Here is a 13,107-nt window from a genome sequence, read left to right as displayed (position 1 = left end):
TTAACAAATGAAAATTAAATATTTTTTTTATAGCGTTCTTATTTTGAGCGTTTTATGGTCTTGTAAAGATAAAGAGCCCGTTGAAACTGAAGCAAAAGAAGAAAAAAAATTCGAGTATGCGGTTGATCAGTTTGCTGATTTAAAAATACTACGTTATCAAATTCCTGGGTTCGATGAGTTAACTTTAAAAGAGCAAAAATTAGTTTATTATCTAACGCAAGCAGGTTTAGAGGGACGTGATATAATGTGGGATCAAAACTATCGTCACAACTTAAAAATTAGAAAAGCTTTAGAAAATATCTATACCAATTATAAAGGTGATAAAACAACTGATGACTGGACATCTTTTGACACTTACCTGAAACGTGTGTGGTTTTCAAACGGAATTCATCACCATTATTCAAATGATAAAATAAAGCCAGAGTTTTCAAAAGAATATTTAGAACAATTATTAAAAGACACTAATACCACTTTAACAGGAGAAGCATTAGATGTTATCTTTAATGATAAGGATATTAAAAAAGTGAATCAAGCTAAAGGTGTTGATAATGTATTACTTTCCGCAGTAAATTTCTATGGACCAAATGTAACTAATGCCGATGTTGAGTCTTTTTATAAAAATAAAAAATCGCCAAATCCTAACAGACCATTATCTTATGGGCTAAACTCTCAACTAGTAAAAGAAGATGGTGTTTTAAAAGAACGTATATATAAATCTGGCGGTTTATATGGTGCGGCTATTGACAAAATTATTTACTGGTTAGAAAAAGCTCAAGGTGTTGCAGAAAATAAAGCACAAGGAGATGCTATTGGTTTATTAATCAAATATTATAAAACTGGTGATTTACAAACTTGGGATGATTACAATGTAGCTTGGACAGCTGCAACTGATGGTAATATAGATTACATTAATAGTTTTATAGAAGTATATAATGATCCTCTAGGCTATAGAGGTTCATATGAAAACATCGTCCAGGTAAAAGATTTTGATATGTCTAAAAAAATGGCTGTTTTATCTGAAAATGCACAATGGTTTGAAGATAACTCTCCATTAATGGATGAACATAAAAAAGATAGTGTGGTTGGCGTTACTTATAAAGTTGTAACTGTTGCTGGCGAAGCTGGAGATGCATCGCCAAGCACACCTATTGGCGTTAACTTACCAAATGCAAATTGGATTCGTGCCGCTGTTGGTAGTAAATCAGTTTCGTTAGGAAACATTATTAATGCATATAATAATGCCGGTAGTTCTGGTCGTTTAGAAGAATTTGTAAATGACGCCGAAGAGTTAGAATTAGAAAAGAAATATGGACAGCAAGCTGACAAATTACATACCGCTTTACACGAAGTAATTGGTCATGCTTCAGGACAATTAAATCCTGGAGTAGGTGAAACTAAAGAGACATTAAAAAACTATGCTTCAACTCTTGAAGAAGGGCGTGCCGATTTAGTTGGACTCTATTATTTATATGACCCTAAATTACAAGAATTAGGATTAGTAGATGATTGGAAGAAAATTGGGATGGCAGCGTATGATGGTTACATTCGAAATGGATTAATGACACAACTAATTCGTTTAAAATTAGGTGATGATGTTGAGGAGTCACATATGCGTAATAGACAATGGGTCTCTGCTTGGGCATTTGAAAAAGGATTAGCAAACGGAGTAATTGAAAAAGTAACACGAGACGGCAAAACCTATTTCAACATTAAAGATTATGATAAATTACATGACCTTTTCGGGCAGTTATTGCGTGAAACACAGCGCATAAAATCTGAAGGAGATTTTGCTGCGGTAGAAGCTTTAGTAGAAGGTTATGGTGTAAAAGTTGACCAAGATCTTCATAAAGAGGTATTAGAACGCAATAGCAAATTTAAGTCAGCTCCATATAGCGGATTTGTAAACCCAGTTTTAACGCCAGAAACAAATGATGACGGAGAAATTACAGCTATTAAGGTTATACAACCAAATTCATTTGAGGAACAAATGTTAGATTATGCTAAGAAGTATAGTAATTTACCTTCAGAAAATTAACCAGTAAAATAAAAAGCCGTTTCAAAAAATGAAACGGCTTTTATTTTAACATTCGTTTATTACTTACTTCTCTTAAATATATATCTAGTAATAAAAATACCTTGATTATCTCCTTTACCCCCAACACTTTCTACACCACTAGTTACAAAAGCTAACTCCCAACCTTCAGCGATCATAGTATTTATTTTTGAAGAAACAATTGCATCATTAGTTGCTATATTCTGAAATCTAATTCCACCAAGATTAAAAAAATTCAAAAGTTTAGTTTCATCGAACCCTTTTACCCTCATTTCTTTTCGATCAGATTTATTCCTCGTATTATCATCTTCGGTTTGAGTTGAAGTATATGCTTTATAATCTCTTGCATCATTAGAAGAGATGATTCTAGATCTACCTAAGCCACTAGGCACAATAGATTCTACACTAGTCACTATTTTATATTCTACAGACTGAGCGTTAACAGTGAATTCTGTGGCAATTAATAAAATTGCTACTAAAAAGATTTTTTTCATTGATTGGTTTTTAATAGTTATTAAATTTAGACACTAATATAATGTCAAAAAAGCGAAATAGTGTTATTATTGTTCAAATTTAATTGAATGACAGGCGTCGTTACAAAATCTACAGGTAGCTGGTACATTGTTAAAACCGAAGATCATCAGTTGATTGATTGTCGAATACGAGGAAAATTTAGATTAAAAGGAATTAAAAGTACCAATCCTGTTACCGTTGGTGATATAGTGGACCTAGAGTTAGAAGAATCCAAAAAAGGAATTATCACCAATATTCACGATCGCAAGAATTATATCATCCGTAAATCGGTAAACTTATCAAAACAAACACATATAATTGCTGCTAATATTGATCAGGTATTTCTATTAGTTACACTTAAAGAGCCTCAAACATTTACTAGTTTCATTGATCGTTTTTTAGCTACTGCAGAAGCTTATTCTATTCCAGTAATAGTACTTTTTAATAAAATTGACATTTACAATAAAGAAGAATTAAAAGATAAGAGTGCTCTAGAATCTATTTACAATAATATTGGTTATCAATCTATTAATGTATCTGCACAAGAAAACATTAATATCGAAAAATTGATAGAATTAATGAAAGGAAAGGTGAATATGTTTTCAGGACATTCCGGTATTGGAAAATCTACTCTAATTAATAAAATTGCACCAAGCTTAAATTTAAAAACAGCAGAAATTTCAACACAACATAAACAAGGGCAGCATACAACTACTTTTGCTGAAATGTTTGACTTACCTTTTGGTGGAAGTATTATAGATACACCAGGAATTAAGGGTTTTGGAGTAGTCGATTTTCAAGAAGAAGAAATTGGTGATTTTTTTCCAGAAATCTTCGCTCTAAAACAAGAATGTAAATTCAACAATTGCTTACATACCAATGAACCAAAATGCGCAGTAAAAAAAGCTGTAGAAAATAATGATATTGCTTTTTCAAGATACAGAAGCTATTTGCAATTACTTGCTGGTGAAGATGAAAACTATAGAGTTGATAATTATATTTAGTGTATGCGCGTAGTAGTTCAAAGAGTTTTAAAAGCATCAGTAACAGTAGATAATAAAGTTATTAGCTCTATTGACAAGGGATTGTTGATTCTACTGGGCATCACAAAAAATGACACTCAAAAAGACATTGATTGGTTATGCAAAAAAATAGCCAATCTTCGAATTTTTAATGATGAAAATGGCGTAATGAACAAATCTATTTTAGACATCAAGGGTAATGTCATTGTGGTCAGTCAATTTACGCTATACGCATCAACAAAAAAAGGAAATCGCCCATCTTATATTAACGCAGCGACGCCTGAATTAGCCATTCCGCTTTATGAGGAGTTTATACAACAAATGGAGAATGAGCTCGTTAAAAAAGTCGGCACAGGTGTCTTTGGCGCAGATATGAAAGTTGAATTAATAAATGACGGACCTGTAACCATAATTATTGACTCTTGCTTAAAAGAATAATTTTTTTATATTAGTAAAATCGCTAAACAAAATTGCATGAAAACAAAAATTAGTATTCTCCTATTTGTTTTTTTTTCAATTCATACAACTTTTTCTCAAAATTTAGATCTAAGCATTTTAACCATACCTGATAGTTTAACTAAAAATGCAAATTCTATAGTTCGTTTTTTTGATACTAATATTGAATTAATATCGCACAAAAAAATGATCATTAAGCGTAAAAAAGCAATAACAGTTTTAAATAAATTAGGCGATCATGAGTCGAAGATTATGGTGTATTATGATAAAAACACCAATATTAAATCTTTAAAAGCAGTGGCATATGATGCTATGGGAAAAGAAATAAAAAAAGTGACTAAAAATAAGTTTGAAGATTATGCAGCTGCAGATGGTATTTCACTTTTTAATGATAATAGATTAAAATATTATAGATATATACCCATATCTTATCCATATACCATATTTTATGAACAAGAAATAGAAACTTCAAACACCGCATTTATACCAAGATGGATGCCTATAGATTCTTATTTACAAAGTGTAGAAAAAGCTTCTTTTAGTATTTCTTATCCTATAAGTTTGAGCATTCAAAAAAGTGAACGCAATTTCAAGAACTTTAAAATAATTAGTGATATACAAGAAAATAAGTTAGAATATAGTATTAAAGATTGTATAGCCACAAAACCAGAAGACTATAGCCCTACATTTATTGAATTATTTCCATCAGTAAAATTAGCCTCTAACAAGTTTCATCTCGAAGGTTATGATGGAGTTGCGAATTCATGGAGTGAATTTGGAGCGTGGATGTATAATAACTTGATAAAGAATAGAGAATCTATTTCTGAAGAGACAAAAGTAAAGGCTCAAACTTTAGTTAAAGGTGTTGATGACCCTATTGAAAAAGCACGACTAATTTATGATTTTGTTCAAAAAAAGACACGTTATATAAGTGTGCAAGTTGGTATTGGGGGATGGATGCCTATGCTAGCAGAAGAAGTTGATAGATTAAGTTATGGAGATTGCAAAGCTTTAACAAATTATACTAAATCTTTATTAGATGCAGTAGGGGTAGAATCATATTACACAGCTGTTTATGCTGGAAGTGATAAAAGAAGTATGGAAGATGATGTAGTTTCTGTACAAGGGAATCATGCTTTTCTATATGTTCCTTCACCTGAAAAGGACTATTGGTTAGAATGTACAAGTCAAACAACGCCATTTGGATATCAAGGCACATTTACGGATGATAGAAATGTATTAGTTCTTTCTGCTGATGGTGGCAAAATCAAAAAAACGACGGCTTTGCCTGTAGAAAATAATTATCAAAAGACCGATGCTAAATATGCAATTGACTCATTAGGAAATTTATCTGGTAGAGTAACTATTACTAGTAAAGGCACCCAATATAAAAATCATTATGTACTAGAAAAGAAATCGAAAAAAGATATTGATAATTACTACAAAAGTGATTACTGGCCTTATCTGAATGATTTATTTTTAGACGATGTAAAATTTAAAAACGATAGAAAAAATATTTCCTTTAAAGAATCTCTTACACTATCTTCCAAGAATTACGCTTCTACCAGTGGGAGCAATATGTTGATTGCATTAAACGCATTTAATAAATATATATCTATTCCAAAAAGATATAGAAACAGAAAATTTCCTGTGCATATCTCACGTGGGTTATTAGATGAAGATGAGTTTTTAATTGACCTACCTGATAAGTTTGTAATAGATGCCATACCAAATCATGAAAAGTTAGATACAAAATTTGGGAGTTATGAAATTTCTATCGAAAAAATAGCTGAAAATCAAATTAAGTACAAAAGAAAACTACTAATTAAAAAAGGATTATATCCTAAAGACGATTATAAAGCTTATAGAAAATTTAGAAAATCGATTGCCAAACTAGATAACGCCAAAATTATATTAACCAAAAATTGATCAATGAAAAAAAGTTTAATTACACTAGTACTACTATTATTCATCATACAAATAAATAATGCACAAAAAATAAAGTTCGGTAAAGTAACCAAAGAAGAGCTAGAAGAAAAATTCTACCCTTTAGATTCTTCTGCTAATGCAGCAGTACTTTATAAAAAAAGAAGGACCTATTATGAATACTATGGAAATGAAGGATGGAAATTAATCACCAAAGTACATGAGCGAAGAAAAATTTATAATAAAGAAGGAAATGATTGGGCAACAAAAAAAATAAGGCTTTACACTAAGGGTGGTAAAGATGAAAAAGTGTCTATAAAGGCCTATACTTTTAACATAAGTGATGAAAAAATAGAGAAAGTAAAACTTAAAAGTAGTGAAATCTTTAATGAAGAAGTTAATAAGTATTGGAAACAGAAGAAATTCACAATGCCTAACTTAAAAATAGGTAGTATAGTTGAATGGGAGTATACTATCACTTCACCATATTATTCAAATATTGATGATATGGTATTTCAATACAAAATACCTGTAAAATATATTGACACACAAATTAGAATACCTGAATATTTTAAGTTTAAGTATACACCGAATCTATTTTACCCTGTTACAATTGATAAAGCCCAAAAAAGTAGAGCATTGAATTTTACTTATAGAGAAAAGAATGACAGAAGAGTTGGTGGCAGTCCAGTAACATCTTCACATAATGCTAAAGTCGAACTACAAGAAACAACATATTCTGCTTTAGAGAAAAATATTCCTGCTCTTAAGGAAGAACCTTTTGTGAACAATATTGATAATTACAGATGCAAAACATCATTTGAATTTACTGCTTATACACCAAAATATGGTTCACATGAATATTTTAATAATACTTGGAGCGACGTTACAAAAACTATTTATAAAAGTTCTAATTTCGGTGTTCAGTTAGAAAAAAAATCACATTTTAAAGAAGACTTAAATACTCTGATTAATATTTCTGCCCCAACTGAAGAAAAAATTCTTAAAGTTTTGCAACTAGTAAAAGAAAAAATAAAATGGGATGGCTATTATGGAAAATATGCAACAAAAGGAGTTAAAAAGGCATACAAAGAAGGCACTGGTAATGTCGCAGAAATAAATCTAACTTTAGTAGCAATGCTTCGAGAGGTAGGCATATCATCTAATCCAATTCTCTTAAGTACAAGAAGTCATGGTATTCCATTGTTTCCAACCTCCGAAGGATTTAATTATGTAATCGCTGGCGTAGAAATTCAAAACGGTGTAATTCTTTTGGATGCTACCGAACCGTATAGTTTTCCAAATGTATTGCCTCTAAGAGATCTGAACTGGCAAGGAAGAATAGTTCGTAATGATGGTAGTTCAGCTTCTATAAATTTATTCCCTAAAAAACATGCTAAAGAAATTACTTTTTTAAACGCCAAAATTGATCAAGATGGTATCATTTCAGGTATAAAACGTACTTCATTCACTAATTTGAACGCCTTAAATTATAGAAAAAACAAGGCTAACATTTCTGAAGATGACATGATTAGAAAATTAGAAGATAGTAATAACGCTATAGAAATTGAAGAGTTGAAAATCACAAATAAAAAAAATATTTACAAACCCATAACAGAGCTTTTTAAGTTCGAAAGTGAGGACCAAGTTGAGGTAGTAGGTAATAAAATGTACTTTTCTACACTATTATTTATGATTAACAACAATAATCCTTTTAAATTAGAGGAACGCAATTACCCTGTAGATTTCGGTTCTCCATGGCAAGATAAAACTACAATAAGCATTGAAATACCTGAAGGTTATTCTGTTGAATCATTACCTGAAAAATTACTAATAGGTCTTCCCGAAAACATGGGTTCTTTTAAATTTATTATATCACAAAAACAAAATAAAATTCAAATTCTATGTTCAACTAAAATAAATATGTCCATAATTGGACCGCAGTATTATCCTTCATTAAAAGATTTTTATAGTCAAAAGATTAAAAAAGAGACAGAAAAAATCGTACTAGTTAAGAGTATATAATTTTAAAAAAAGTCGATGAAAATTTCATCGGCTTTTATTCTTTTTTTAGTATTTCTATATCTGCTTTTATACGTTCTATTTCTTCTTTATCAGTACCGTCGTAAAAACCCCTTATTTGTCTTTTTTTATCCACTAAAATAAATTGCTCTGTATGAATAAAATCTTGATCTCCACCATCACCATCTTCTAATGTAGCAAAGTACGATTTTCGAGCTAAATCATAAATATGTTTCTTGTCACCAGTTGTAATATGCCATTTAGAATCAATAATCCCTTTATTACTAGCATACATCTTTAAAATTGGCACACTATCCATAATTGGAGTAACAGAATGCGATAAAAGCTTTATATCATCGTCATTTTTATAAATTTTCTGTAACTCTAACATATTATTGGTCATTATCGGACAAATTGTGGCACAACGTGTAAAAAAGAAATCTGCTATATAGATTTTATCTTTATAAGTATCATTGGTAATTGTGTAACCATTTTGATCTATCAAACTAAAATCAGCAATCTCATGATTATTCTTAATATGCTGAATTGAATAATCAACCAGTCTTGGGTTTACATCAGACGGACTATAAACTGGTAAAGTTTCTTTTGGAGTCAATAAAAAATAGCCGACAATTACTGAAATAAGAAATATTGATAATACAATGGCTATTGATTTAAACGACTTATTAAAAAAACTAAAACTCATTAAATTTTTGTATGTTTGTTATACTATTACCCCCTTTGCTATGAATTACATATCACAAATTTAAGTTATATGAATAAAATACTACGTTTATTTTTATTCATATTTCCTCTAGTCGTCGCTTCTCAAGAAAACGAAACATTTAGTATGCAAAACATGTATATAAGTGAATTCATCAATTCTTTTGAAGAAAATTCTTTTGTTGGTATAGATACAGATAACCTAGATTGGCGTAAAGAAACTGTAAAAAAAATAACCTCTAAGAGCAATATTCAAGAAGCTAGTTTTCTTAAAACTGCTATGGTTTTACATATGCTTAAGTATAAATTAGGTGATGCTGTTTTTTACAAAGCGATAGAAGGCTATAAAAACGATATTGAGGAACAAAACATAAGTGTCGATCTTTTAGATCTACAATATTACCTTGAAGATGAAAGTGATACAGAATTAACTTATTTTTTTAACGATTGGTTTAAAAGCAAAGGGCATCCATCTTATCAAATCAGTTGGTTTCAAAATGAAAACACTAATGAAGTTAGTTTTACTGTAAAGCAATTACAGTCTGATACTTCTGTTTCTTTTTTTGAACTACCTGTACCAATCAAGTTAATTGGTACAAAAGGGCAATCTCAATTAGTACGCCTTGAACTTAGCGAGAATGGTCAAAGTTTCAATGCCTCTTTACCATTTAAAATTGAAACAATAGAGATTGATCCAGAATCTCAATTAATATCAAATAATAACATAGTAAAAGCTGGTATTGATCAAGAAGTTTTAAATAAAGAAATTTCTTTATATCCAAATCCGGCAATAGATCTTATAAAGATTCAAAATTCTAGTGAAGCAATTGTAGAGAAAGTATCTATCTATAATATGCTAGGTAAATTAGTCTTAGAAGAATCAAATCCTCTCGTTTCAATAAACTTAAAACCATTATCAGAGGGTATGCATTTAGTTAAGATTGAAACTTCTCAAGGTACTCTACATAAAACCATACTTAAAAAGTAACTTTAGCTTAAGTTTAACGCGATTTCATTTATAGCCAAGCCCTTCAATTGGCTATAAAATGCTACATTTGTGCGTTTTTAAATTTATTTGATTTTAATGGAAGTATTTATAAAAGTTTCACAATTTATTTTAAGCTTATCTATTTTAATTGTGTTACATGAGCTAGGACATTTTATTCCTGCAAAGTTATTTAAAACCAAAGTTGAAAAATTCTATTTGTTTTTTGATTATAAATTTTCATTATTTAAAAAGAAAATAGGTGAAACCGTTTATGGTATTGGTTGGATTCCTCTAGGAGGTTATGTAAAGATTGCTGGTATGATCGATGAAAGTATGGATACTGAGCAAATGAAACAAGAACCAAAACCTTGGGAGTTTAGATCAAAACCAGCTTGGCAACGATTAATTATAATGCTCGGTGGTGTAACAGTTAATTTCGTTCTTGGATTTCTAATATATACCATGATACTTAATGTTTGGGGCGAAGATTATGTTTCAGTTGATAATGTAAAAAATGGATTTTCTGTTCCTGAAAGCTTTGAAAGTTTAGGTTTTAAAGATGGTGATCAAATTCTAAAAGTAAATGGTGAGACACCTTTTGATGTTACAGATGTAAATAAGAGTTTATTTCTACGTAATGTGGAAAATATTGAAGTGAAACATTTGGATGGACAAATTGAATCAATAAATCTTCCTGAAGATATAGGGCTGCAAATGTGGACAAATGGTAATATGGAGCCTTTTACTCCTAGATTTTCTCCAGTAATTGATAGCTTAATTCCAAGTATGCCCGCGGCTAAAGCAGGTTTAAAAAAAGGTGATAAAGTTATCAATGTCAATGGTAAGACAATCCAATTTTGGGATGAATTCACATCGACAGTTAGAAAGAATGATAAGAATACTCAAATGAGTATTATAGTAGATAGAAATGGTACTTTAGATAGTTTACAAGTAAGCTCAGAAGATGGTAAAATTGGTGTATTCCCAAAAAATACTATTTCAGAACAAGTTAAGATTGACCATAAAGATTATAACTTTCTAGAGAGTATACCAAAGGGCACATCTTTAGCATATTGGACATTGAGAGATTACATTGGTCAGTTTAAATATGTATTTACGAAGAAAGGAGCAAGCAGTCTTGGTGGATTTGGAACCATTTTAAGTATTTTCCCTAGAACTTGGGATTGGCAACGCTTTTGGAGTTTAACTGCATTTTTATCAATTATGTTAGCCTTTATGAACCTATTACCAATACCAGCGTTAGATGGCGGTCATGTGGTATTTACTTTGTATGAAATGATCTCGGGTAGAAAACCTAGTGACAAGTTTTTAGAATATGCTCAAGTGACAGGTTTTATTCTTCTAATTGCACTGCTTCTATATGCAAACGGAAACGATGTATATAAATGGATTACAGGTCAATTCTAAAATCACTACTCTACCTTACATAAATATATAGCTTAAAAGCAAAAAACTCGAAGCAAATGCTTCGAGTTTTTTTATCAATTAAAAATTATTCTATATCAATCTGCTAGAATAATTATTTTGTTTTCATTTAACTCTATTGTCCCAGAATTGATTGGCATCACTAACACCTTATCATCATCAATATGAGCTTTTAAATGCCCGCTTAACTCATCTAATTCTAAATGTTCTTGAGTATGTACATGTACTTTTACATCTCCTTTAGATAATAAAGAAACAATAGGAGCATGATTGTCTAACATTTGAAACTCACCATTAATACCAGGTACAGTTACAGAATCTACGTTAGAACTAAATACAACAGCTTCTGGGGTTACAATTTCTAAAAACATAATTTCTTTTTAAATTGTTTAAGCCTCAGCTTCAGCTAACATTTTCTCACCTGCATCAATTGCATCTTGAATAGATCCTCTTAGGTTAAATGCTGCTTCTGGATACTTATCTAATTCACCATCCATAATCATATTAAAGCCTTTAATAGTATCTTTAATATCAACTAATACACCTGGTATTCCTGTAAACTGTTCAGCTACGTGGAAAGGTTGTGATAAGAAACGTTGCGCTCTACGAGCTCTATGTACAACTAATTTATCCTCTTCAGATAACTCTTCCATACCTAAGATGGCAATAATATCTTGTAATTCTTTATAACGCTGTAACAACTCTTTTACACGCTGTGCAGTATTATAGTGCTCATCACCTAAGATATCGGCCGTTAAAATTCTAGATGTAGAATCTAATGGGTCAACCGCAGGGTAAATACCTAGCTCAGCAATCTTACGAGATAATACAGTAGTAGCGTCTAAGTGAGCAAACGTTGTTGCTGGTGCAGGATCTGTTAAATCATCCGCAGGTACATAAACTGCTTGTACAGATGTAATAGAACCTGTTTTAGTAGAAGTAATACGTTCTTGCATAGCACCCATTTCTGTTGCTAGTGTTGGCTGATAACCTACAGCAGAAGGCATACGACCTAAAAGTGCAGATACCTCAGAACCAGCTTGTGTAAATCTAAAGATATTGTCTACGAAAAATAATACATCTTTACCTTGACCATCACCTGCTCCATCACGGAAATACTCAGCAATTGTTAAACCAGACAATGCCACACGAGCACGTGCTCCGGGAGGTTCGTTCATTTGACCGAATACGAAAGTTGCTTTAGAATCTTTCATTCCAGCTTTATCAACTTTTTGAAGATCCCATCCGCCTTCTTCCATAGAATGCATAAAGTCATCACCGTATTTGATAATCCCAGATTCTAGCATTTCACGAAGTAAATCATTTCCTTCACGAGTTCTCTCTCCTACTCCTGCAAACACAGATAAACCACCATGACCTTTAGCGATATTGTTAATCAACTCTTGAATTAATACAGTTTTACCTACACCAGCACCACCAAATAATCCAATTTTACCACCTTTTGCATAAGGCTCAATTAAATCGATTACTTTAATACCTGTAAATAAAACTTCAGTAGAAGTTGATAATTCTTCAAACTTAGGCGCTTCTCTGTGAATTGGCAAACCATCTTTTTCAGTTTTTGGTAAATTACCTAAACCGTCGATAGCATCACCGGTTACATTAAATAAACGACCGTAAATATCGTCACCTACCGGCATTTGAATAGGATTACCCGTAGCAACCACTTCATGACCTCTACTTAAACCATCAGTAGAATCCATTGCAATACAACGAACAGTATCTTCACCTGTATGTTGTTCTACTTCTAATACCAACAATGATCCATCTTTTTTAGTTATTTCGAGCGAATCATAAATTTTTGGAAGGTCAGCTCCTGATTCGAATTCTACATCGATAACAGGACCAATAATTTGGGCAATCTTACCTGTAACTTTTGACATTACTTATCTATTTAATATTATGCTTTTTACTTAATAGAAAACCCTATCGGTTTT

At 31.2% G+C, this 13,107-nt stretch carries 11 protein-coding genes; 7 read left to right on the top strand and 4 right to left on the bottom strand.

All coding sequences use genetic code 11. From position 1 onward, the window contains the following. Positions 1-7: 7 nt before the first annotated feature. On the top strand, positions 8-2,035 hold the full coding sequence (locus AC1EUV_RS13015) for a dipeptidyl-peptidase 3 family protein (RefSeq protein ID WP_480199155.1): 2,028 nt from the start codon (positions 8-10) through the stop codon (positions 2,033-2,035). 59 nt (positions 2,036-2,094) lie between these two features. On the opposite strand, the gene AC1EUV_RS13010 is transcribed toward AC1EUV_RS13015, so the two are convergent. Continuing rightward, positions 2,095-2,547 (bottom strand): hypothetical protein, encoded by a 453-nt coding sequence (locus AC1EUV_RS13010; protein ID WP_480199154.1) that lies wholly within the window; start codon positions 2,545-2,547, stop codon positions 2,095-2,097. Between the two features lie 87 nt (positions 2,548-2,634). Here AC1EUV_RS13010 and rsgA point away from each other — a divergent pair, with 87 nt between their 5' ends. From rsgA to AC1EUV_RS12990, 4 genes are read left to right on the top strand one after another with little or no spacing between them, the layout of a single operon-like run. Further along, positions 2,635-3,570 (top strand): ribosome small subunit-dependent GTPase A, encoded by a 936-nt coding sequence (gene rsgA / locus AC1EUV_RS13005; protein WP_480199153.1) that lies wholly within the window; start codon positions 2,635-2,637, stop codon positions 3,568-3,570. Positions 3,571-3,573: 3 nt separating this feature from the next. Beyond that, a complete protein-coding gene (gene dtd, locus AC1EUV_RS13000; protein ID WP_480199152.1) occupies positions 3,574-4,026 on the top strand; it encodes a D-aminoacyl-tRNA deacylase in 453 nt (150 codons plus the stop codon). Between the two features lie 36 nt (positions 4,027-4,062). Then, on the top strand, positions 4,063-5,973 hold the full coding sequence (locus tag AC1EUV_RS12995) for a DUF3857 domain-containing protein (protein WP_480199151.1): 1,911 nt from the start codon (positions 4,063-4,065) through the stop codon (positions 5,971-5,973). A gap of 3 nt (positions 5,974-5,976) precedes the next feature. Continuing rightward, complete coding sequence (locus AC1EUV_RS12990; RefSeq protein ID WP_480199150.1) at positions 5,977-7,995, top strand: DUF3857 domain-containing protein; 2,019 nt, start codon at positions 5,977-5,979, stop codon at positions 7,993-7,995. A 34-nt stretch (positions 7,996-8,029) separates the two neighbouring features. Here AC1EUV_RS12990 and AC1EUV_RS12985 read toward each other — a convergent pair whose 3' ends face one another. Next, positions 8,030-8,698 carry an SCO family protein gene (locus AC1EUV_RS12985; protein ID WP_480199149.1) on the bottom strand — a complete coding sequence of 223 codons (669 nt, stop codon included), beginning with the start codon at positions 8,696-8,698 and terminating at the stop codon, positions 8,030-8,032. A 69-nt stretch (positions 8,699-8,767) separates the two neighbouring features. Here AC1EUV_RS12985 and AC1EUV_RS12980 point away from each other — a divergent pair, with 69 nt between their 5' ends. Together AC1EUV_RS12980 and rseP are read left to right on the top strand one after the other, a co-directional pair. Beyond that, on the top strand, positions 8,768-9,703 hold the full coding sequence (locus AC1EUV_RS12980; RefSeq protein ID WP_480199148.1) for a T9SS type A sorting domain-containing protein: 936 nt from the start codon (positions 8,768-8,770) through the stop codon (positions 9,701-9,703). 96 nt (positions 9,704-9,799) lie between these two features. Then, complete coding sequence (rseP, locus tag AC1EUV_RS12975) at positions 9,800-11,131, top strand: RIP metalloprotease RseP (protein WP_480199147.1); 1,332 nt, start codon at positions 9,800-9,802, stop codon at positions 11,129-11,131. 95 nt (positions 11,132-11,226) lie between these two features. Here rseP and AC1EUV_RS12970 read toward each other — a convergent pair whose 3' ends face one another. Together AC1EUV_RS12970 and atpD are read right to left on the bottom strand one after the other, a co-directional pair. Next, positions 11,227-11,520, bottom strand: a complete 294-nt coding sequence (locus AC1EUV_RS12970; RefSeq protein WP_480199146.1) for a F0F1 ATP synthase subunit delta/epsilon — start codon at positions 11,518-11,520, stop codon at positions 11,227-11,229. Positions 11,521-11,538: 18 nt separating this feature from the next. Next, positions 11,539-13,053: a F0F1 ATP synthase subunit beta gene (gene atpD, locus AC1EUV_RS12965; protein WP_480199145.1), complete on the bottom strand. Its 1,515-nt coding sequence runs from the start codon at positions 13,051-13,053 to the stop codon at positions 11,539-11,541. Positions 13,054-13,107 lie beyond the last annotated feature (54 nt).

Source organism: Maritimimonas sp. 2304DJ26-3 (genome assembly GCF_056591635.1).
The sequence above is the reverse complement of the archived record's forward strand: the minus strand, read 5'-3'. Positions and strand labels throughout refer to the sequence as shown.